This is a genomic window from Arthrobacter pityocampae (genome assembly GCF_002927275.1).
GTDB lineage: Bacteria > Actinomycetota > Actinomycetes > Actinomycetales > Micrococcaceae > Arthrobacter_D > Arthrobacter_D pityocampae.
In genome coordinates this window covers 99,038-119,494 of sequence record NZ_PRKW01000004.1, presented here as the reverse complement: position 1 = coordinate 119,494, position 20,457 = coordinate 99,038, and the positions used below count along the sequence as shown (strand labels likewise).

At 69.7% G+C, this 20,457-nt stretch carries 20 protein-coding genes; 11 read left to right on the top strand and 9 right to left on the bottom strand.

The window, feature by feature from the left end; translation table 11 throughout:
* Nucleotides 1-2: 2 nt before the first annotated feature.
* Nucleotides 3-635, bottom strand: a complete 633-nt coding sequence (locus C4K88_RS09560) for a class I SAM-dependent methyltransferase (RefSeq protein ID WP_104121417.1) — start codon at nt 633-635, stop codon at nt 3-5.
* On the bottom strand, nt 625-1,722 hold the full coding sequence (locus C4K88_RS09555) for an NAD(P)/FAD-dependent oxidoreductase (RefSeq protein ID WP_174705226.1): 1,098 nt from the start codon (nt 1,720-1,722) through the stop codon (nt 625-627). The genes C4K88_RS09560 and C4K88_RS09555 overlap by 11 nt, the downstream gene beginning before the upstream one ends.
* A gap of 91 nt (nt 1,723-1,813) precedes the next feature.
* On the opposite strand from C4K88_RS09555, the gene C4K88_RS09550 reads away from it, so the two are divergent.
* The 3 genes from C4K88_RS09550 (at nt 1,814) to C4K88_RS09540 (ending at nt 4,279) form a co-directional block, all read left to right on the top strand.
* Nucleotides 1,814-2,398, top strand: coding sequence for a helix-turn-helix domain-containing protein (locus tag C4K88_RS09550; RefSeq protein WP_104121415.1), 585 nt, complete (start codon nt 1,814-1,816; stop codon nt 2,396-2,398).
* Between the two features lie 105 nt (nt 2,399-2,503).
* The gene (locus tag C4K88_RS09545) at nt 2,504-3,070 is read left to right on the top strand and encodes a type 1 glutamine amidotransferase domain-containing protein (protein ID WP_104121414.1); all 567 of its coding nucleotides are present in this window, start codon (nt 2,504-2,506) and stop codon (nt 3,068-3,070) included.
* A gap of 144 nt (nt 3,071-3,214) precedes the next feature.
* Entirely contained in the window at nt 3,215-4,279 is a 1,065-nt protein-coding gene (locus C4K88_RS09540) for an ATP-dependent DNA ligase (protein WP_104121413.1), read from the top strand.
* Nucleotides 4,280-4,309: 30 nt separating this feature from the next.
* Here C4K88_RS09540 and C4K88_RS09535 read toward each other — a convergent pair whose 3' ends face one another.
* Nucleotides 4,310-4,732 carry a pyridoxamine 5'-phosphate oxidase family protein gene (locus C4K88_RS09535; RefSeq protein ID WP_104121412.1) on the bottom strand — a complete coding sequence of 141 codons (423 nt, stop codon included), beginning with the start codon at nt 4,730-4,732 and terminating at the stop codon, nt 4,310-4,312.
* A gap of 222 nt (nt 4,733-4,954) precedes the next feature.
* On the opposite strand from C4K88_RS09535, the gene C4K88_RS09530 reads away from it, so the two are divergent.
* The 5 genes from C4K88_RS09530 (at nt 4,955) to C4K88_RS09510 (ending at nt 8,224) form a co-directional block, all read left to right on the top strand.
* Nucleotides 4,955-5,896: a DUF2797 domain-containing protein gene (locus C4K88_RS09530; protein ID WP_104121411.1), complete on the top strand. Its 942-nt coding sequence runs from the start codon at nt 4,955-4,957 to the stop codon at nt 5,894-5,896.
* 33 nt (nt 5,897-5,929) lie between these two features.
* On the top strand, nt 5,930-6,160 hold the full coding sequence (locus tag C4K88_RS09525) for a hypothetical protein (RefSeq protein ID WP_104121410.1): 231 nt from the start codon (nt 5,930-5,932) through the stop codon (nt 6,158-6,160).
* 83 nt (nt 6,161-6,243) lie between these two features.
* The gene (locus C4K88_RS09520) at nt 6,244-6,693 is read left to right on the top strand and encodes a MaoC family dehydratase N-terminal domain-containing protein (protein ID WP_104121409.1); all 450 of its coding nucleotides are present in this window, start codon (nt 6,244-6,246) and stop codon (nt 6,691-6,693) included.
* A 2-nt stretch (nt 6,694-6,695) separates the two neighbouring features.
* On the top strand, nt 6,696-7,136 hold the full coding sequence (locus C4K88_RS09515; RefSeq protein WP_104121408.1) for a MaoC family dehydratase: 441 nt from the start codon (nt 6,696-6,698) through the stop codon (nt 7,134-7,136).
* Nucleotides 7,133-8,224 (top strand): UDP-N-acetylmuramate dehydrogenase, encoded by a 1,092-nt coding sequence (locus C4K88_RS09510; RefSeq protein WP_438502341.1) that lies wholly within the window; start codon nt 7,133-7,135, stop codon nt 8,222-8,224. The genes C4K88_RS09515 and C4K88_RS09510 overlap by 4 nt, the downstream gene beginning before the upstream one ends.
* Before the next feature lie 175 nt (nt 8,225-8,399).
* Here the strand turns inward: C4K88_RS09510 and C4K88_RS09505 are convergent, their stop codons facing one another.
* Nucleotides 8,400-8,828 (bottom strand): hypothetical protein, encoded by a 429-nt coding sequence (locus C4K88_RS09505; RefSeq protein WP_104121407.1) that lies wholly within the window; start codon nt 8,826-8,828, stop codon nt 8,400-8,402.
* Nucleotides 8,829-9,002: 174 nt separating this feature from the next.
* Here C4K88_RS09505 and C4K88_RS09500 point away from each other — a divergent pair, with 174 nt between their 5' ends.
* On the top strand, nt 9,003-10,727 hold the full coding sequence (locus C4K88_RS09500) for an HNH endonuclease (protein ID WP_104121406.1): 1,725 nt from the start codon (nt 9,003-9,005) through the stop codon (nt 10,725-10,727).
* Between the two features lie 136 nt (nt 10,728-10,863).
* Here C4K88_RS09500 and asd read toward each other — a convergent pair whose 3' ends face one another.
* From asd to C4K88_RS09485, 3 genes are all read right to left on the bottom strand, one after another.
* Nucleotides 10,864-12,003 (bottom strand): aspartate-semialdehyde dehydrogenase, encoded by a 1,140-nt coding sequence (asd, locus tag C4K88_RS09495; RefSeq protein WP_104121405.1) that lies wholly within the window; start codon nt 12,001-12,003, stop codon nt 10,864-10,866.
* A gap of 62 nt (nt 12,004-12,065) precedes the next feature.
* Nucleotides 12,066-12,629: a dihydrofolate reductase gene (locus C4K88_RS09490; RefSeq protein ID WP_104121404.1), complete on the bottom strand. Its 564-nt coding sequence runs from the start codon at nt 12,627-12,629 to the stop codon at nt 12,066-12,068.
* A complete protein-coding gene (locus C4K88_RS09485; RefSeq protein ID WP_104121729.1) occupies nt 12,626-13,405 on the bottom strand; it encodes a thymidylate synthase in 780 nt (259 codons plus the stop codon). The genes C4K88_RS09490 and C4K88_RS09485 overlap by 4 nt, the downstream gene beginning before the upstream one ends.
* Before the next feature lie 176 nt (nt 13,406-13,581).
* Here C4K88_RS09485 and C4K88_RS09480 point away from each other — a divergent pair, with 176 nt between their 5' ends.
* Together C4K88_RS09480 and C4K88_RS09475 are read left to right on the top strand one after the other, a co-directional pair.
* Nucleotides 13,582-17,508 (top strand): Pls/PosA family non-ribosomal peptide synthetase, encoded by a 3,927-nt coding sequence (locus tag C4K88_RS09480; protein ID WP_174705225.1) that lies wholly within the window; start codon nt 13,582-13,584, stop codon nt 17,506-17,508.
* Nucleotides 17,505-18,881: a M1 family metallopeptidase gene (locus C4K88_RS09475; protein ID WP_241521814.1), complete on the top strand. Its 1,377-nt coding sequence runs from the start codon at nt 17,505-17,507 to the stop codon at nt 18,879-18,881. Before C4K88_RS09480 ends, C4K88_RS09475 begins: the two co-directional genes overlap by 4 nt.
* 210 nt (nt 18,882-19,091) lie before the next feature.
* Here C4K88_RS09475 and C4K88_RS17765 read toward each other — a convergent pair whose 3' ends face one another.
* Complete coding sequence (locus tag C4K88_RS17765) at nt 19,092-19,991, bottom strand: 4'-phosphopantetheinyl transferase family protein (protein WP_241521813.1); 900 nt, start codon at nt 19,989-19,991, stop codon at nt 19,092-19,094.
* Between the two features lie 164 nt (nt 19,992-20,155).
* A complete protein-coding gene (locus C4K88_RS09465) occupies nt 20,156-20,401 on the bottom strand; it encodes a hypothetical protein (protein WP_104121402.1) in 246 nt (81 codons plus the stop codon).
* Between the last annotated feature and the right edge of the window lie 56 nt (nt 20,402-20,457).

Below are 20,457 nucleotides of genomic sequence, written 5' to 3'. Positions count from 1 at the left end.
CCTCAGCGGAGCCGTACCGCCTGCAGGACGGCGTCCCTGATGGGAACGTCATGGCCGTCCGCGGTGCGCTGCGTCCTCGGCCGGGACTCGCAGGCCCGGATGTCCCAGGAGTCGTCGAGCAGGGCGGCGAGCTGCTCCGGGGTGTAGAACACCTCGGCGTGCGGTGGGCGTCCCACACCGGCGTGCCGGTCCGAGGGGTCGTGGCCGACGATCAGGAGCGTGCCGCCCACGCCGACGAGCGCCGCAAGCTGCCGGAAGATCCGTGAACGGTCCGGGTCGGGCAGGTGCATGAACTGCACCGAGACGAGGTCCTGTCCGCCCGGGAGCTCCGGCGAGGCCAGCAGGTCCACCTGCCGCCACCGAAGGCGGTCCGCGATCGTCCCCTCGTACTCCCCGGCGTGGGCCCGTGCGCGGGAGAGTGCCACCTCGGAGACATCGATGCCGAGGACGGTCCACCCCCGGGCGGCGAGCCACACGGCGTCGGCACCCTCCCCGCAGCCGACGTCGAGCGCCCTGCCCGGTGGCAGGTCCTCCGCTGCGGCGACGAGCTGCCGGTTCGGGTTGCCGCTCCAGATCCGCGCCGCATGCTGCCGGTAGCGGTCGTCCCAGAACTCCTGCGTGTACTCAGCCGACACGGTGTACCTCTTCCCGATGATTGGAGCCGCCGGATGCGGGGGCGCCCGTGGCCGGCTGGTCCAGTCCGTGGCGGCGGAGTCCAAGGATACGCTCCGAGACCCCGGCCTCGGACGACGCCGAGAAGGGGCCGCGGTACCCCTCGACGGCCCAGGCCGTCTCCTCCTGGACCAGATCGGCGTTGATCGCCGCACCCGCGGTGGTGCCCTCGGCGGCGGCGACCACGACCTGCGCGGACAGGTTCGAGACGTTGCCCGCCACGTACACGCCGGGCACCGCGGTGGCACCCATCGGTCCGGGCGCCATGGCGTGCCCCATGCCGGACGGGTGGGCCTCCGGCGCGATGCCCATCGTTTCGAGCAGGCTCCCGCGGGCCTCCATCCGTGTCCCGACCGCGAGGGCCTGCAGGGCGAAGGTCGCGCCGCCCCGCAGGGTCACCCCTGTCAGGGTGTCGTCCACCTGGTCGACGGAGGTGACGGCGCCGTCCGCGACGCGGATCGACCGGGCGGCCAGGCTGTCCCATTCCTCGTCCGTCGGGCTCACCGTGTCATTGAGGAACAGCGTGATGTGTTCCGACCACTGCCGGAACAGGAGCGCCTGGTGGATCGACATCGGGCCCGTGCCGAGGACTCCGATGCGCCGGCCGCGGATCTCGTACCCGTGACAGTACGGGCAGTGCACCACGCCGGCTCCCCACTGATCGCGGAGGCCGGGAAGGTCCGGCAGCCCGTCCGTGAGGCCCGTGGCGAGGAGCACGCGCCTCCCGAGCACGCTCCGTCCATCGGCCAGCACGACGTCGAATCCGTCGGCCCCCCGCTCGAGGCGGACGGCGTCGGCTTGGACGAGCGTCGCTCCATAGGATTCGGCTTCCGCGCGACCGGCCCCGAGCAGGGCCAGGGGGCTGATCCCTTCCCGGGTCAGGAAGCCGTGGACACCCTGCGCGGGTGCGTTTCGGGGCCTGCCGGCGTCGAGCACGAGGACGGAGCGCAGGGCACGGCTCAACGTCACGGCAGCGCTCAGGCCCGCGGGCCCACCGCCGATGACGACGACGTCGTACCGCTCCTGCAGGGTTGGATCGAGGGGCGACATGGTAATTCCTTCCCGGTTCGTGGATACCTCCAGCATCGGGCCGCATCCTCCGAAACAGCAAGATCCTTTGCTGTTGTGGCAAACTGGAGCCATGACTGCAGATCTCGATGCCGTGCTCGACGCCGTGGGGCCTCGCCTCCGAGCCCTGAGGGCGCAGCGCAGCCTCACGCTCGGGGACGTGTCCTCGGCGTCAGGGATCTCCGTGAGCACGCTGTCGCGGCTGGAATCCGGCCGACGGCGCCCCAACCTCGAGATCCTCCTGCCCATCGCCCGGGTGTACGGGGTGCCGCTCGACGACCTCGTCGGCGCTCCGCCCACCGGCGACCCCCGCATCCACCTCCGGCCCGTCGAGTACCACGGGATCACCGCCATCCCCCTCACGCGCCGTCCCGGCGGCATGCAGGCGTTCAAGATGGTGCTCGACGGCGATGCGCGCGGGAGCGAGCCGGATCCGCAGGTCCACGAGGGCTATGAGTGGCTGTACATCCTCAACGGCTCCCTCCGACTCGTCCTCGCGGACAAGGATTTCGTGCTCGGGCCCGGGGAGGCCGCCGAGTTCGACACCAGGACGCCCCACTGGTTCGCCAGCGCCGATGGCAGGCCCGTGGAGCTCATCAGCCTCTTCGGACGGCAGGGCGAGCGCATGCACGTCCGGGCCCGGCCGAAGCGGTCCTGATCCGGTCCCGGCGGTGTCCAGACGAATGCTCAGCTTGCTTATGATCCGGAGCATTCCTAGGCTGGAGGCGGTACGACAGCCACGCTCTACACAAGGGAGAACAGCATGTCCGAACACAACATCTCCGGCAAGAAGGTCGCGTTCCTGCTGACGGACGGAGTGGAGCAGATCGAGCTCACGAGTCCCTGGGACGCCGTCAAGGGCGCCGGTGGCATCCCCACCCTGGTCTCGCCGAAGACCGGGACCCTGCAGGGCTTCGACGGCATGGACAAGGGGGACACCTTCGACGTGGACCTCGCCGTGGCCGACGCGAAGGCCGACGACTACGACGCCCTCGTCCTGCCGGGTGGCGTCGTGAACGCCGACTTCCTGCGCGTCGACAAGGACGCCCAGGCCTTCGCCCGTGCGTTCTTCGAGCAGCACAAACCCGTCGCATCCATCTGCCACGGTGCCTGGCTGCTGATCGACGCCGGTGTGGTGAACGGCCGGGACCTGACGTCCTACCACACGCTCGCCACCGACCTGAAGAACGCCGGTGCCAACTGGAGCGACGAGGAGGTCGTGGTGGACCAGGGGCTGGTCACGAGCCGCAGCCCCGAGGATCTCGAGGCGTTCAACGACAAGCTCCTGGAGGAGATCGAGGAAGGCCCCCACGAGGGCCAGACCCCGTAGCGGGCGCTTCACCGACGACTCCTGGGTCGCAGGGTCCGCCGTGCGGCGGGCCCTGCGACCTTTTCGGCCGGGCCCGCCCTGTCCCTTTTCGGCCGGGCCCGCCCTGTCATGGCGCAGCCCGGCAGCATACGACAGGATCAGTGCATGACCGACCTCCCGTTCCCGATCCAGCCCATGCTCGCCAAGGCCGTTCCTGCTGTCCCCGAACCGGGCAGCGTGGCGGGCGGCCTCGTGTACGAGCCCAAGTGGGACGGCTTCCGGGCGATCGTGCGGATCGCGGACGGCACCTGCGAGATCGGCAGCCGGGGCTCGAAGACGCTCACCCGGTACTTCCCCGAACTCGTCGACGCACTGCTCGGGAGCCTCCCGGCGCGCTGTGTCGTCGACGGCGAGATCGTGGTGCGCAGGGGAGAGCCCGGTGCGGAGCGGCTCGACTGGGACGCCCTGTCGCAGCGCATCCACCCCGCGGAGAGCCGGGTGCGGCTCCTCGCCGAGAAGACGCCGTCGTCGTTCATCGCCTTCGACCTCCTCGCCCTGGACGGCGACGACCTCATGGATGCCCCCTTCGGCGAGCGGAGGAAAGCCCTCGAAGGTGTGGGGAGGTCCTTCGCCGCGCCTGTTCATCTGTCACAGGTCACGGCCGACGTCGACCTGGCGCGTCGCTGGCTCGTCGAGTTCGAGGGCGCCGGACTCGACGGCGTCGTCGCGAAGCCCCTGGCCGCCGGGTACGAGCCGAACAGGCGGCGCATGCTCAAGGTCAAGCACCATCGCAGCGCCGACACCGTGGTGCTCGGGTACCGGATCCACAAGTCGGGACAGGGCGTCGGATCGCTGCTGCTCGGTCTCTACGACGACGACGGGGACCTGCGGAACGTCGGCGGGATCTCCGCGTTCTCCGACACGCGCCGGCGGGAGCTGGTCGACGAGCTGGAGCACGACGTGATGCGTGACGACGACGGGGCGGCGGAACGGGGTGCGACCGAGCGGAGCCGGTTCGCCGCCGCGAAGGACGTCTCCTACATCCGGCTCCATCCGCGCCGCGTGGTCGAGGTGCGGTACGACCAGATGGAGGGCGACCGCTTCCGCCACACCGTCCAGTTCGAGCGCTGGCGGCCGGACCGGGAGGCACGCTCCTGTACGTTCGAGCAGCTCGACCTCCCGGCGGCCTACGACCTCAGCCGCGTGCTTCTGAACGAATCGGGGTCGTGACCACCGGCTGCCCTGTACCGCTCCAGCTCGTCAGTACCGCTCCGGCTCGTCGCCGAGTTCGAAGTGGCGGCCCTGGATGTACGTGGGCGTGATCTCCACATAGGTGTACTTCCGCGTCGGGATCCACGGCTTGAGCGGTAGCGTGTCCGCCGCGTCCACCTCGGACTGCGCCACGATGACCCGCGCCGTGCCCTTGAGCACCACGCTCCAGGCCTCGTCGCCGTTCACCTCGTCCACCTCGAAGGCGACGCGCTCGTTCACCGTGAGTTCGGCCAGCTTCGTGCCGGGATTCGTGCGCATGAACAGGGCCCCGTCGTGTGCGACGAAGTTGAGCGGGTAGATGTCCGGTTCACCCATGACACTCACGGCGAGGCGACCGTATTCGCAGTGCTTCAACCGGTCCCATGCCTCGGCCGCGGACAGGACCGTTCCGGGTCGTTCGTCGCTTTCCATGGCGGGATCCTCCTGGACGTCGGGGCGCCCGGTCGGGCGGGCGCGCGGGTGGTGCGGCACCAGTGTCCCCGACGTCCGGAGCGGGCGCCAGAGTCGCATGAACCCCGGTGTCCGGTGTGCGGTACCCGGATCTGATGTCCAGTGCGCGGCGGGCCCGGCCGGCCGACTGTCCCGGAACCCGCCTCCGCCGTCGTTGTCGGTGCGTGCCCATACGCTGGTTCCGTGGAACCCACTTATCTTTGTAGCGGGGTGACCTGGCACGACGCAGGGCCGGCCCTGTCCCTGCACGAGGTCCAGGCGCTCCCTGCGGACTCCGTCGACCACGACGGGACGCGGCGTGAGCTGCTGCTCACCCCGGACACGAGACTGGCCTTCGAGGTCACCGCCGAGGAGAAGTACTGCCTCGGCTTCCATCGGGTCCATGGACGGGACGATCGCACCTGGATGCCCTGCGCCGAGCAGGCTCCGGCCGAGCGCGGCTCCCAGTGCGGCCGGTGCTTCGCGCAGGACGACCTCCGATTCATGCACGACATCCACCGCTCCGGCATCGCCCCGGCCGGGTTGAAACGCTACCTCGACCAGCCCCACTGGCTGTACGTGGCCACCTTCGCGGACGGGTCGACGAAGGTCGGGACGGCGTCGGACCTGCGGAAGCGGGCCCGCCTCGTGGAGCAGGGTGCCGTCGTGGCGCAGTACGTCGCGTATGCCCGCGACGGGCGGATCGTCCGGATCCTGGAGGACGAGGTCACCCGCACCGTCGGTCTTCAGCAGGCCGTGCGCTCCGCCACCAAGGCTGCAGCCCTGTGTGCGCCGCTGCCTCCGGTCGAGCTGGAGCACGTCAATGACGGCTTCGCGCTGGCGGTCCGCGGGCTGCTGGGTGGGGGCATGGGGATCGAGGGGTTCGAGGTGGTGCACGAGGAGTTCGAGCCGCCGTCGTCGTGGGCCAGGGTTCTGGGCTACCGGGGGCTGCAGCCGTATCCGGAGCCGCTGGGCCGCGGCCGGCACGGTGTCACCGTCCGTGAGGTGCTCGGTCCGTCGGCGCTGGTGTCGATCGACGGCGCGGACCTCGTGTTCGTGGCGGACCTCTCCCAGCTGAAGGGCCGGAGGCTGCGGCGCGGGGACTTCAGTACCGCGGTGCCTGCCGTCCAGGAAGCGCTCTTCTGATGAGCGGTGAGCGGGCGGCAGTAGAATCGGAACATGCTGAATACGCCCTGGGAGTCCGGCTCGGACCTGTACCGCAAGCTGGTGGTCTCAGCACTCGTGACCACGGGGCTCGGCATCCTCATCGCCGTGGTCGGAGCGGTCACGGACCAGAGGTCGCTCGTCCTCACCGGCATCCCGATCATCGTGGCCGGCATGGTGTGTCACCTCGCGGGTATGGTGGTGCGTTCGCGCGACACCCGTCGCCGCCTCAGGGACAAGCGCTGAGCCCGCACGACGCCCGTCGCCCCTTCTCTGTGCCTTCAGCCAGGATCTCCCACCCGCCCGACGCCGTTTCCATCGGAGGAACCATGACCATCGACCCAGACCTGCAGGGGCGCAGCTACCCCGCAGGAGAGACCTACTCCGTGGGCCGTGAGGCGATCCGTGACTTCGCCCGGGCCGTCAAGGCGACGCACCCGGCCCACTACGACGTCGAGGCCGCGGCAGCACTGGGGCATCGGGACCTCGTGGCTCCGCCGACCTTCGCGATCATCGTCGCGCAGCGGGCCGACGCGCAGCTCATCGCCGATCCGAGCGCGGGGATCGACTTCACGCGTGTCGTCCATGCGGATCAGCGTTTCGTCCACCACCGCCCCATCCTCGCCGGCGACCAGCTCGTCGCAGAGCTCCACGTGGACCAGGTGCGGGCGATGGGCGGCGGAGCGATGATCACCACGCGGGCGGAGATCTCGACCGTCGACGGCGAGCCGACGGCCACGACGACGTCGTCCCTCCTCGTCCGAGGGGAGGACCAGTAGCCATGGCAGTATCCATCAGCACGCTCGAGGTGGGCCAGGAGATCGGCTCCACCACCGTCGACATCACGCGCCAGGACCTCGTCCGGTACGCGGGCGCCTCGGGAGACCTCAACCCGATCCACTGGAACCAGGCCTTCGCCGAGGGGGTCGGGCTGCCGGGCGTGATCGCCCACGGCATGTTCACCATGGGCTCCGTCGTCCAACTCGTCACCGATTGGGCCGGTGACCCTGCCGCCGTCGTCGACTACCAGACCCGTTTCACCAAGCCCGTTCTCGTCGAGGACACCACGGCCGAACCCGGCAGGCCGGGGGCCGTGGTGGAGGTCACCGGCGTCGTCGGGGCGATCGACGCCGAGCGGTCGACGGCGAGGATCGACCTCACCGTGACGTTCAATGGACAGAAGGTGCTCGTGAAGGCGCAGGCCGTGGTGAAGCTGCCATGACCGTGCCACTGACCGGTACGCTGCTGGCCGACCTCACGACGGCGCGCGTCGGAGGGCCTGCACGCACGCTCGTGGAGGCCGCGACCGAACAGGAGATCGTCGAGGCCGTCCGGGCAGCCGATGCCGCGGGGGATCCGCTGCTCATCATCAGCGGCGGGTCGAACCTGCTGATCGGTGACGACGGTTTCGAGGGCACCGTCGTCCGCATCACCTCGAGTGGGTTCACCGTCAACGACGACGACGCCACCTGTGGCGGCGTCATGGTGAAGGTGCAGGCGGGCCATGACTGGGACGACCTCGTGAAGTACACCGTGCTGCACGCGTTCACCGGCCTGGAGGCCCTGTCGGGCATCCCGGGCTCGACGGGCGCAACCCCGGTCCAGAACGTCGGCGCCTACGGCTCGGACGTGTCCCACACCATCGCCACAGTGCGGACCTTCGACCGCGAGACGGACAGCATCAAGAGCTTCACCAACTTCGAGCTGCAGTTCGGCTACCGGGACTCCCTGCTCAAGCGCAGCACCGTCGACGGGTCGCCGAGATACGTGGTCCTGACGGTCGAGTTCCAGCTCGGCCTGGGGCGCATGAGCACGCCGATCCGGTATGCAGAGCTGGCCCGGGCACTCGGCGTCGAGGTCGGCGCGCGTGCCTATGCCAATGACGTACGCCGTGAGGTGCTCAGGCTGCGTGCCGGCAAGGGCATGGTGCTGGACGCACCGGACCCGGACACCTGGAGCACGGGCTCGTTCTTCACCAATCCGATCGTCCCGGAGGGCGTCGCCGACCGGCTGCCGGCCGATGCTCCCCGGTATCCGGCCGGTGAGGACGGTCTGGTGAAGCTGAGCGCGGCCTGGCTCATCGAGCACGCCGGATTCGCGAAGGGGTTCGGTCTCTCGGACGACGACGGTTTCGTTGCCGCCGGTGGTCGGGCATCCTTGTCGACGAAGCACACGCTGGCCCTGACCAACAGGGGTGGTGCCTCGACGTCGGACCTGCTGTCCGTCGCCCGCCTGGTGCGGGACGGGGTGGACCGGTCCTTCGGTATCCGCCTGGAGCCGGAGCCGTTGCTCATCAACTGCGTCCTCTAGCTGTTGCGCCTCCCGTCGGGCGTCCTGCCTGTCGGTGGGCCGGCCGCATGGGGGCTTTCGGTAGTGCCAGGATTCGGACAGCGTGAGCGGCCGACACCATCGGGGTGATGATCCGGGCTTCCGATGGCCGGTGATCCGCGCTGCGTGCGGTACCGGCCGTACTGGTCGGGGCCCTTCAGCGGGCGGGGGAGCGGCGAGCCTGTTCGGCGGCGGCACGGGTGAGCACGACGTCGTCCCAACTGTCCTCCCGCTGCACGAGCTGTCGTGAGCAGAGCCACTGGGCGAGGCGGGAGGCGACGCTGATCTGCGCGAGGCGGTCGTGGAAGTCGGGAAGAAGCTGTGGTGCTGCAAGGAACTCGGGCAGGGCGTGCAGCAGCTGTCGTGCACCCATGACGGTGGCGTAGGGTTCCTCGGTGCCGAACTGGCGTTCCAGTGCGAGTAGTTCCCGGTCGGTGCCCGTCAGTCTGGTCGCGGCAACATGCTCGAGGTAGCTGCGGAGATGGTGCTGGATCCGCTCGTACCGCAGCAGGCTCTCCGGGTGCCGCGTATGGCCGCTGGCCGCGAAGAAGCGCCGGAGGACGATATCGGCGTTCATGGGATCCATGGGCCTATCCTCCCGGCACCCTCCGACCTTTTCGCACGACCGTCAGGCAGGGCTGATCTCGGGACCGGCGACTGATCCATAGTCGGGGTCGTGGTGCGGGACTTTGTCGTCGTCGACTTATCAACATAGCGATCTTCAGCTCCCGAATAGTACGCATGTTCGACAAAATCAGGTATGGCTATCGCACCGTTGGAGACCTCAGGAGACCCGGACGTCTCCCTGGGATCCGTGTATGCCGCGCTGGTGCAGATGGCCGACTCGTTGACGGTTCAGGGCCGGATGCTGGCGCGGACCGAAGTGGTGCAGACGCTGGTCGACGTGGAGGATATCTCCCGGGTGGTCGACTACCTCCAGGTATTCGCCGCGGGCATGGCCGAGGAGAGGGACCTGGCGTCGGGTGACGAGCCTCGTGATGCGGGTTCTCTCCAGGCCCGGGCGGCACAGTCCCTCAGAACATCAGGAACAGTCGATGGGGCCCAATCGGAGACGTCCGGAGACGGTGCAGTGGATGATGCGGGCGGGACCCGATTCAGGTCGTGTGTGGACTACCTGCGTGCCAGATTGGGTATCAGCCGCGCTGAGGCGAAGCGCAGGCTGGATCTTGCACGTAGCGTATTGCCCGGCACCGCTCCTTCGGGGTCGTTCCTCGAGCCGCAGTCGGCGGCTGTGAGCGCTGCGTTCGCCTCGGGGACCCTGAGCGGGCGCGCGGCGACGGCCATCTGTTCTGCCGTGGAACGAGTCCGCTGCCTGGCCGCCCCAGAGCATCTCGTGTCGATGGAGCATCATCTCACCCGGCAGGCGCTGGAATCCGATGAGGACGTCCTGCGCGTCGTCGCCCGTCGCTGGGAGACCGTTCTGGACCAGGACGGTCAGGAACCCACGGAGAAGATTCTGCGCAGCCGTCAGGGCGTGTTCATCCGGGGCCGGCGCAACGGACTGCGCATTCTCGAGATCGGGGCTACCGACGAACAGTTCGAGCATCTGGTCACAGCCATGACCACCGTGACGAACCCGCGGACTCCCACTAACCGCACGCCGGACGAGCCGCATCGCCTGAGCAGCACTGAAGCGTTGGCGGAGCGTAGTGACGGCGAATCTTCACCCGCCGTGCAGGAACGTCCGACCCGGGCGCAAAGCCTACTCGACGGATTGGTCGGCGCGTGCAGGATCGCCCTGTCCTCCTCCGGCCTGCCCGCAACCGGTGGGCATCGGCCCCAGGTCATGGTCACCATCGATTACCGAGACCTCCTGGCCGACATCCGCGACGCTCGCGGCAGCGGCGACGTCCGCACCACTGGCGGTCGACGGACGAACCACCCAGAAGCCATCGCTCCAGGAATCATCGATCCGCGCGTCCGCGGCAGAGACATCGACGGTCGACGTGCCTTCGCTGATGCCTTCGCCGGTAGCCGGACGGTCGGAACCGGGTCCGGGCGTGCCGTCTTCGCCGAGCAGCTGAGCGCCCGGAGCATCCGGCGGATCGCCTGCGACGCGGACCTCATCCCACTGGTCCTCGGTGGTGAGGGGCAAATCCTCGATATCGGTCGCGCCGGCAGGCTCTTCCCGCCGCACATGCGTCGGGCGCTGGTTGCCCGGGACAGGGGTTGTGCGTTCCCGGACTGCACTATCCCGGCCACGTGGTGCGAAGCCCACCACATGATGCCCTGGTCCCGCGGGGATACCACCGGCATCACCAACGGAGTACTGCTGTGTGCCCACCACCACCACACCATCCATGACGGCCTCTGGACCGTCACATCGCACAACGGCATACCGTGGTTCACCCCACCGCCCCATCTGGGTCGACACGGAAACAGCACACGACGGAACAGGTACTGGCATGCCCAGCCCGGGACACCCGCCGGTGCGATGGGTCCAGCACCGTCAGGAGGCCGGTGACGCGATGGACCCTCAGATCTCACTGCCCTACGAGGCCACTCGTCAGAGGACGCCCATCGGTGGGATGGGTCCAGCACCGTCCGGAGGCCAGTGACGCGATGGACCCTCAGATCTCACTGCCCCACGGGGCCACTCGTCAGAGGTTGCCGGTCGCGATCATCAGCATCCGGCGGAGTGGCTCGGCCGCTCCCCACAGCAGCTGGTCGCCCACCGTGAACGCGCTGATGTACTCCGGGCCCATCTCGAGCTTGCGGATCCGCCCGACCGGGATCTCCAGCGAGCCGGTCGCCGCTACCGGCGTCAGTCCGGCGACGGTATCGGCCTTGGTGTTCGGGATGACGCGTACCCACTCGTTGTCCGCCGCCAGGATCGACTCGATTTCGCTGACCGGCAGGTCCTGCGTCAGCTTGAGGGTCAGCGCCTGCGAGTGCGAGCGCATGGCACCCACCCGGACGCAGAGGCCGTCGAAGGGGATCCGTGTCGCGGTACCGAGGATCTTGTTGGTCTCCGCTCCGGCCTTCCACTCCTCACGGGAGACACCGTTGCCGAGGTCGCTGTCGATCCAGGGGATCACCGACCCTGCCAGTGGCACACCGAACTGGCTCGCTTCGAGGCTCGGGTGCCGCTGCTTGGCGAGGATCGCCCGGTCGATGTCGAGGATCGCGGAGGCGGGGTCGTCGAGATTGACGGCGACGGTGCCGTGCAGCGCACCGAACTGGTTGAGCAGCTCCCGCATGTGCCGGGCACCGCCACCCGAGGCGGCCTGGTAGGTCATGGACGTGCCCCACTCCACGAGACCGTTGCGGAACAGCCCGCCGAGCCCCATGAGCATGCAGGACACCGTGCAGTTGCCGCCGATGAAATCGCGGACACCACGCGCAAGTCCGGCATCGATGGCCTCACGGTTGACCGGGTCGAGGACGATGATGCTGTCCTGTTCCATGCGCAGCGTCGAGGCGGCATCGAGCCAGAGGCCCTGCCACCCGGCATCGCGCAGCTTGGGATAGACCTCCGCTGTGTAGTCACCGCCCTGGGCGGTGACGATGATCGGCAGCTTGCCGAGCGTCTCGACGTCGTACGCGTCCTGCAGCGTACCGGTGCCCTCCGCGAACGTCGGCGCAGCTCCGCCGGCAGCCGACGTCGAGAAGAACACGGGGTTGATCCTGGCGAAGTCCCCCTCGTCCTGGAGGCGCTGCATGAGGACCGAGCCCACCATGCCGCGCCAGCCCACGAAACCGACGGAGGGCGTGGCGGAAGTCTCGGGTGTTGAAGTCATGCCGTCCAGTCTAGGCAGAGGCTCTGCACACGCGACGGTTTGTGACCGAGAAGCCTCCGACCTCAGCCCTGCTTCGTCCAGAGGCTGATGCGATAGCGGGTGCCCTTCGCGGACTCCAGCCAGCCCGCTTCGGGGGTCAGTGCCGCCAGCGACCACTCAGGTCCGAGCAGGGGTGCCAGGGTGTCGCCCTCCGCCGCTGATTCGACGACGGTGACGAGGGCCGCATTGGCGTGCTGCATGGCGTCGGCATACACGCGCCCCCCGCCGATGACCCAGATCTCGTCGGCTCCGGGACTGGTCCGGGCGGCGTCGAAGGCGGCCTCGAGCGAATCGACGACGACGGCACCGGGCAGGTCCACGCCGGATCCCGAGACGACGATGTTCGTGCGGTCCGGCAGTGGGCGGAACGTCGAGGGGAAGGACTCCCAGGTACGACGGCCCATGATCACGGGGTGTCCCGTCGTCGTCGCCTTGAAGTGCGCCAGATCCTCCGGCACGTGCCAAGGGATGCCGCCGTCCTTGCCGATCACGCCGTCCTCGGTCTGTGCCCAGATCATGCCAATCACGGGCCGGGCCCCGACGGCATCGGCGACGCTCAGGGTGCCGGGTGAGGAGACCGAGGTCATACTGCCACCGGTGCCTTGATGGTGGGGTGGTGCTGGTAGTCGATCACGTCGAAGTCCTCCAGGGCGTAGTCGAAGATGCTGTCCGGTGTCCGGTTCAGCTCGATGCGGGGGTACGGGTAGGGCTTCCGGGACAGTTGCTCGGTCACCTGCTCCACATGGTTGTCGTACACATGGACGTCACCGCCGGTCCAGATGAACTCGCCGGGTTCGAGGCCGGTCTGCTGGGCGACCATCAGGGTCAGCAGGGCGTAGGAGGCGATGTTGAAGGGGACCCCGAGGAAGGTGTCCGCGGACCGCTGGTACAGCTGGCAGGAGAGTCGGCCGGGGCCACCGTCGATGCCGGGACTCACATAGAACTGGAAGAACACGTGGCACGGCGGCAACGCCATGTTGTGCAGCTCGGAGACGTTCCAGGCCGAGACCAGGTGGCGGCGGGAGTCGGGGTTCGTCCTCAGTGCCTCGACCACCTGGGCGATCTGGTCGATGTGACCGCCGTCGGGCGTCGGCCACGACCGCCACTGGACACCGTAGACGGGGCCGAGTTCGCCGTCGTCGTCCGCCCACTCGTTCCAGATGGACACGCCGCGCTCCTGCAGCCAGCGCACGTTGGAATCCCCGCGGAGGAACCAGAGCAGTTCCAGCGCCACGGATTTGAAGTGCACGCGCTTGGTGGTGACGAGGGGGAAGGACTCGCTGAGGTCGAAGCGGAGCTGCCGGCCGAACACGCTCCGGGTACCGGTTCCGGTCCTGTCGCTCTTGGCCACACCGTTCGCCATGACGTCGCGCAGCAGGTCCTCGTAGGGGGTGGGGATGGGAGTGCTCACCCGGCAAGTCTAGGCCGAATGGGCTGTCCCGGACGGCGGCTGCGCCCGCGGGTAAACTATCCCCGGGCGGTGCGGGCGACGGCGCCGCCGCTCACCTGCTGTTCACTTCGTACCGGAAGAATCCAGCCGTGACCATCCCCTCGCCCGAGACCAGCACCCACGCCGCACCCGTCGCCGCACGGCTCACTGCATCCGGTCGGGCGCCGTCGCCCCGGACGCTCCTGGACGTCCTGCGGGCCACGGCCGCCGAACACCCCAGCGCCTCGGCCCTCGACGACGGCACCGAAGACCTTAGCTACACGGAGCTGGCAGCAGCAGCCGACCGGTTCGCCGCCACCCTCCGGGCCACCGGCGTGGGCCGGGGCGACACCGTCGGAGTACGCCTGCCCTCGGGCACCAACGAGCTGTACATCGCGATCCTCGGCGCCCTCGCGGCAGGTGCGGCCTACGTACCGGTCGACGCCGACGACCCGGACGAACGCGCCCGCGTCGTCTTCACGGAAGCCCGTGTCGGCGTCGTCGTCGGACACGGCCTGTCTGTGGTCACCGGGCCGGGCGCACGCCGGGGAATTCCCGGAGAGCCCACACCGGACGACGACGCCTGGATCATCTTCACGTCGGGCTCCACCGGCACGCCGAAGGGCGTCGCCGTCACGCACCGCTCGGCAGCCGCCTTCGTCGACGCGGAGGCGCGGCTGTTCCTGCGGGACGAGCCCCTCGGGCCCACCGACCGCGTCCTGGCCGGGCTCTCCGTCGCGTTCGACGCATCCTGCGAGGAGATGTGGCTGGCCTGGCGGCACGGTGCGTGCCTCGTCCCGGCGCCCCGCGCCCTCGTCCGCACCGGCGTGGACCTCGGGCCCTGGCTGATCGCCCGCGGCATCACCGCCGTGTCCACCGTGCCCACGCTGGCGGCGCTGTGGCCCGCCGACTCGCTCGAGAACGTCCGCCTCCTGATCTTCGGCGGGGAGGCCTGCCCGCCGGACCTCGCGCAGCGCCTGGCCGTCGACGACCGCGAGGTCTGGAACACCTACGGTCCGACCGAGGCGACCGTCGTCGCCTGCGCCGCACGTCTCGGTGACGAGGGTCCGGTGCGTATCGGCCTGCCCCTGGACGGTTGGGACCTCGCCGTCGTCGACGAGTCCGGCACACCCGTCCCGGAGGGAGGCACGGGTGAGCTCATCATCGGGGGAGTGGGCCTGGCCCGCTACCTCGACCCGGCCAAGGACGCCGAGAAGTACGCACCGATGCCCTCGCTGGGATGGCGGCGTGCCTACCGCTCCGGTGACCTCGTGCAGCTGCAGGCGGCCGGGCTGGTCTTCGTCGGCAGGGCCGACGACCAGGTCAAGCTCGGCGGACGCCGCATCGAGCTCGGCGAAGTGGATGCGGCACTCCAGGCCCTGCCCGGGATCGCCGGTGCCGCCGCCGCCGTCCGGTCGACGTCGTCGGGCAACCAGCTCCTCGTCGGCTACCTCGTCCCGGCCGGCGGAGAGCCCGATCTCACGGCCCTGCGCACACTGCTCGCCGAGGAGCTGCCCGCCGCACTCGTGCCGCTGCTCACCGTCGCCGACGCCCTGCCCACGAAGACCAGCGGCAAAGTGGATCGGAACGCCCTGCCCTGGCCGCTCGCCGGCGTCGGCGACCCGGGCGCACCCGGCAGCCTGGAGGACCTCGATCCCCGGGTCCGGTGGATCGCGGACCAGTGGGCAGCAGTCCTCGGGACCGTCCCGGCGGACGAGGACGCCGACTTCTTCCTGCACGGCGGCGGGTCGCTCGCCGCCGCCCGGCTCGTGTCGCTGATCCGCACCCGCTACCCGGTCGTCACCGTCGCCGACATCTACGCCCACCCACGGCTCGGCGCGCTCGCCGCCTTCGCCGCGGAGACGGGCGACGGCGACGCGCAGCCCCCCGCACCCGAGCGCGACGTCCTGCGCACGGCACGCAGGTCGCAGGTCTTCCAGACCATCATGGGCATTCCGCTGCAGTTCCTGGCCGGCATGCGCTGGCTCACGTACGCGATGATCGTGAGTAACGTCCTTGACGGGCTCGGGGTCCTCACCGCGGCGGCCACCCTGTCGTGGTGGTGGGTGGCGCTGTCCTGGCTCGTGTTCGTCAGCCCGTTCGGCCGGATGGGTCTGTCCGTCCTCGCAGCCCGCCTCCTGCTGGGAGGCGTGGAGCCCGGCGTCTACCCGCGGTCCGGGAGGGTGCACCTGAGGCTCTGGCTCGCCGAACAGATCTCGGACAGCGTCGGGGCAGTCAGTCTTGCGAGCGCGCCCTGGGTGCAGATGTATGCGCGCGCGCTGGGTGCACGCATCGGGTCCGACGTCGACCTCCACTCCGTCCCGCCCGTCACGGGCCTGCTCACGCTGGGCACCGGTGCGTCGGTGGAACCGGAGGTGGACCTCTCGGGCTGGTGGATCGACGGCGACCGCATCCATATCGGGGGAATCACCGTAGGCGCGGGAGCCGTGGTCGGGGCACGCAGCACGCTGATGCCGGGAGCGAGGATCGGAGACGGCGCCGAGGTGGCCCCCGGCTCGGCGGTGCAGGGCGTCGTCCGGCGCGGACAGCTCTTCTCGGGATCGCCCGCCACCCGGGCGGGCCGGGCCAAGCAGGAGTGGCCGGCCCCCCCACCCGCCCGCTCCAGGCTCCGCTCCCGCTTGTCGTTCGCGGCGTTCGCCGCGGCCTCGGGGGCGCTCGCACTCATCCCGTACGCTGCCGCCGTCGTCGCCGCCCTGCCCGTCGTGGCGGCACTACGCGGTACATCGTCCCTGTCCTCCGCGTGGCCGACCCTCGTGGGACCGGTGGCGCTCGCAGCCGTCCTCTGGCTCATCGTCACCGCGGCCCTCGTGCTCGCCACGGTCCGGCTGCTGGGTATCGGCCTGCGGGAGGGCCACTACCCGGCACGCAGCCGCATCGGCTGGCAGATCTGGGCCACGGAGCGCACCCTCGACATGGCACGGGACCTCCTCTTCCCGCTCTACGCGAGCCTGTTCACGCCCGTCTGGCTGAGGCTCCTCGGGGCACGGGTGGGCCGCAACGTCGAGGCATCCACGGTGCTCCTCATCCCGAAGATGACCACGATCGGCGAGGGCGCCTTCCTCGCGGACGACACCATGGTCGCCTCCTACGAGCTCGGCGGCGGGTATCTGCGCATCGCCCCCGCGAAGATCGGCCGGCGTGCCTTTCTCGGCAACTCGGGCATGACGTCGGCGGGTCGGCGGGTGCCGAAGAACGCGCTCGTCGCGGTGCTGTCGGCCACACCGGCGAAGGCCAAGGCCGGCAGTTCCTGGCTGGGCAGCCCGCCCTCCCGCCTGCGCCGGCTCGCCGTCACGGGGGACCAGAGCCGCACGTTCCAGCCGCCCGGGCGCCTGAAGATGGCGCGTGCGTTCTGGGAACTGTGTCGTGTGGTGCCGGTGGTCCTCACCGTCACGATCGCCGTCACCGCCTTCGTGATCTTCGATGCGCTGGCCCTCTGGGGCGGATACCTCGTAGCAGCCCTGCTGAGCGGGTTCGTGTTCACCCTGCTGGGCGCTGTCGCCGCCGCCAGCGCCGTCGTCGCGAAGTGGGTGCTGGTCGGCCGGATCACGGCGGGCGAGCACCCGCTGTGGAGCTCCTTCATCTGGCGCAACGAGGTGGTGGACACGTTCATCGAGAGCGTCAGCGCCCCATGGTTCGCGCGGGCCGCCAGTGGGACGCCGTCGCTGGTCTGGTGGCTGCGTGCCCTCGGCTCGAAGATCGGGCACGGGGTCTGGTGCGAGAGCTACTGGCTGCCCGAAGCGGATCTCGTGACCCTTGGCACCGGGTCCACTGTCAACCGCGGGTGCGTCGTGCAGACCCATCTCTTCCATGACAGGATCATGAGCATGGACACCGTGGAGCTCGCTGCAGGAGCGACCCTCGGGCCCCACAGCGTGATCCTCCCCGCCGCACGAATCGACCAGGGTGGCACCGTGGGGCCGGCGTCACTCGTGATGCGTGGCGAGACCGTCCCTGCAGGGACCTACTGGATGGGGAACCCGGTCAGCTCCTGGCCGGGTCCGGGAGACGGTGCGTGAGCACCAGTTCCGAGAGGTTCGCCCCTGACCCGTACACCCCGACCAACGGCAGCACCTCCTATCGTGTCGACCACTACGACCTCGCCCTGGACTACCGGCTCGCGAGCAATCGCCTGGCCGGTCGTGCCGCCCTCACGGTGACCGCGCACCGGGGACTGCACCACGTCGAACTCGATCTCGAGGGGCTCCGCACCACCCGGGTCACCTCCGACGTCGTCCGTATCCGGTCCTTCAAGGACCGTGGCGGCAAGCTGGTCATCACCTTCCGCGACCCGGTACCGGCCGGCGCCACGTTCCGGCTCGACATCCGCTACGAGGGCAACCCCCGGCCCCTGACCGGGATGTGGGGCGAGATCGGGTGGGAGGAACTGACCGACGGCGTCCTCGTGGCCGGTCAGCCCACCGGTGCTCCGTCCTGGTTCCCGTGCAACGACCACCCCTCGCAGAAGGCGGCCTACCGGATCGCGGTCACCACCGATGCCGGCTACCGGGCCGTCTGCAACGGGGTCCTCGTCTCCCGGGTCGACAGATCCAGCCGGACCACCTGGACCTACGAGCAGGCCGAACCCATGGCCACCTACCTCGCCACGGTGCAGATAGGACGCTACGCCCTCGTGGCACTGAACGACCCCGCAGGACCCGCCGTCGGCCTCCCTGCCGTGGGCGCACCGCGTGTGCAGCGCCCGGAGGGCGCCCCCGTCCCGGTATACGCCGCCGTGCCGCCGTCCCTCGCTCCGGCGGCCAAGGCGTCGCTGGTGCGTCAGCACCGGATGATGTCCGTGTTCGAGGAGTGCTTCGGGCCCTACCCCTTTGCGCAGTACCTCGTGGTCGTCGCCGACGACGACCTCGAGATCCCCCTCGAGGCGCAGACGCTCGCCATCATCGGGCGCAACCACCTCGATCTGGGCTGGGATGCGCAGCGGCTGATCGCCCACGAGCTCGCGCACCAGTGGTTCGGCAATTCCGTCACTGCCGCGCGCTGGCAGGACATCTGGCTGCACGAGGGCTTCGCCTGCTACGCCGAATGGATCTGGTCGGAGGCCAGCGGAGCGACGACGGCGGACGCGCACGCGCGGTCCGCCCACCAGCGTCTCGACCGCTTACCCCAGAACCTCGTCCTCGCCGACCCCGGTGCGGACGACATGTTCGACGACCGCGTCTACAAACGCGGCGCCCTGACGTTGCACGCACTCCGGAAGGCCGCAGGCGACGACGCCTTCTTCGCCCTCCTGCGCGCCTGGTCCACCGAGCAGCGCTACGGGACGACCACCACGGCCGACTTCATCGCCTTCGCGGTGCATACGCTCCCGGGTGCCGGCGTCGGGGACCTCCTGGTGCGATGGCTGCTCTCGAGGCGGCTGCCCGACCTCTGACGTGGGCGGCGCGGCGTGGGCGCAGGCTCTTGGCGTGTGCGGCGCGGCGTGGACGCAGGCTCTTGATGTGTGCGGCGCGGCGTGGGCGCAGCGTCTTGGCGTGGGCGGCGCGGCATCGGGAACGCATGCTGTCTCTTGACGTGTGCAGCGCGGCATCGGCGCGTGCAGGGCGTCTTACCGACCGACTGGGCTCGGAGTGCGATCCGTTCCTCACGGGCTGACGGCGACGACGGCGACGGCGGCGACGAGCCCCAGGGGTTCCAGCGACTCGTCCCCGACCGACGGTCGATCGGTGACCCTGTGGTCGCTCAACACCTCGACCGCGTCCGGGCCACGATCGCTGAAGCCTGTACCCAACGCTTTCACCAGGGCTTCCTTGCGGGCCCATAAGCGTGCGCGGGCCACTCTGCGATCGCCGGCTGGGAGCCCGTCGATCATCTGCCGTTCCCCGGGGGTCAGGGCCACATCGTCGAAACCCTTGAACTCCACTGGGGCGACGGCAGTGAGGTCCACACCGATTCCCGCCCGTGACGGTGACTGGACGTCGTGCGACACCGGCGACCCGTTCACGTCGCGTCCCCGGAGACTCCCGCGACTCTTGTGGCTTCTGCTCCTCCGGTGGCTCCCGTGACGCCCCTGACTCTCGGGCGCTCCGAGTGCTCCGAGCAGGACGAAGCCTTCCGCCCGCGACAGGCTGAGCGCCAGCGGCACGCGTCCGCCGTCGAGCAGGTAGGCCGGTCTGCCGTGATCAGTCACACCGGCCGGTCCGCAGACAGGACACTCGAAGCAGGACACGAACAGATCGGCCCGGGTGCCGAGCAGGTCGGCGGCAAGGACTCGCAGCAGGTACCGGCCCGCAATGAAGGAGGCGGACTGCGTGGCATCGACGGTCCGGGCCGCGCGCGCCCGTTCGGCATCGTCGAGGACCCGGAGCATGGCCGTGGTGGACGGGAGGTCGGCGCCGGGTCCGGTCCGCTGCAGACGGAGGACGGTGCCTGGCGGCAAGCCCGAGGAATCGGCGGCACCCGCAGGCAGTCGCGCGGGATCAGAGGCGCCGGGGAGCGGGCCCGACGACGCACCGGAGGCCGAGGTTCCGGAAAAGTGCTTCACACCACCATCGTCTCCGACACCGGGCGGCGGGGCCACCCCGCCTGGGGATCAGCAGCGAAATCCGGGGTGGAATCAGCGAAGGGGTCTGGAGGGGCCCTGCGAAACCGCACATCGGTCACCGACCAGGCCCCGTCACCGACCAGCCACGTCACCGATCCGTCGGGTCAACCCACCTGGCGACCGCCGAACAGTTCCGCACAGACGTCGTCACGCAGGACGAACGGTCGTGGCCGGTCCGGCTCCGCAGGCCGTCCATAGATGTAGTAGCCCCGGCCCTCGCCGGGGCCGCCGGCTGCACGATCGATGGCGTGCAGGAGCTTCGGGGTGAGCGGTCCGGTGGGTCCGATCCGGTGAATCTGCTCGATCTCGTGCGGTGCGAGCGCCCGTACGAGGCTCTTCACATCGGCCATGGGAGCATTCCTGTCCTCGGTGCCTGGTACTGCGTCAGGGCCCGACACTAGGCCTA

Bases quoted from the DNA above. Each gene is read 5' to 3' on its own strand.
- C4K88_RS09555 (WP_174705226.1), bottom strand. From the start codon at position 1,722: ATGTCGCCCCTCGATCCAACCCTGCAGGAGCGGTACGACGTCGTCGTC.
- C4K88_RS09550 (WP_104121415.1), top strand. From the start codon at position 1,814: ATGACTGCAGATCTCGATGCCGTGCTCGACGCCGTGGGGCCTCGCCTC.
- C4K88_RS09545 (WP_104121414.1), top strand. From the start codon at position 2,504: ATGTCCGAACACAACATCTCCGGCAAGAAGGTCGCGTTCCTGCTGACG.
- C4K88_RS09540 (WP_104121413.1), top strand. From the start codon at position 3,215: ATGACCGACCTCCCGTTCCCGATCCAGCCCATGCTCGCCAAGGCCGTT.
- C4K88_RS09535 (WP_104121412.1), bottom strand. From the start codon at position 4,732: ATGGAAAGCGACGAACGACCCGGAACGGTCCTGTCCGCGGCCGAGGCA.
- C4K88_RS09525 (WP_104121410.1), top strand. From the start codon at position 5,930: ATGCTGAATACGCCCTGGGAGTCCGGCTCGGACCTGTACCGCAAGCTG.
- C4K88_RS09520 (WP_104121409.1), top strand. From the start codon at position 6,244: ATGACCATCGACCCAGACCTGCAGGGGCGCAGCTACCCCGCAGGAGAG.
- C4K88_RS09515 (WP_104121408.1), top strand. From the start codon at position 6,696: ATGGCAGTATCCATCAGCACGCTCGAGGTGGGCCAGGAGATCGGCTCC.
- C4K88_RS09510 (WP_438502341.1), top strand. From the start codon at position 7,133: ATGACCGTGCCACTGACCGGTACGCTGCTGGCCGACCTCACGACGGCG.
- C4K88_RS09505 (WP_104121407.1), bottom strand. From the start codon at position 8,828: ATGGATCCCATGAACGCCGATATCGTCCTCCGGCGCTTCTTCGCGGCC.
- C4K88_RS09500 (WP_104121406.1), top strand. From the start codon at position 9,003: ATGGCTATCGCACCGTTGGAGACCTCAGGAGACCCGGACGTCTCCCTG.
- asd (WP_104121405.1), bottom strand. From the start codon at position 12,003: ATGACTTCAACACCCGAGACTTCCGCCACGCCCTCCGTCGGTTTCGTG.
- C4K88_RS09490 (WP_104121404.1), bottom strand. From the start codon at position 12,629: ATGACCTCGGTCTCCTCACCCGGCACCCTGAGCGTCGCCGATGCCGTC.
- C4K88_RS09485 (WP_104121729.1), bottom strand. From the start codon at position 13,405: ATGGCGAACGGTGTGGCCAAGAGCGACAGGACCGGAACCGGTACCCGG.
- C4K88_RS09465 (WP_104121402.1), bottom strand. From the start codon at position 20,401: ATGGCCGATGTGAAGAGCCTCGTACGGGCGCTCGCACCGCACGAGATC.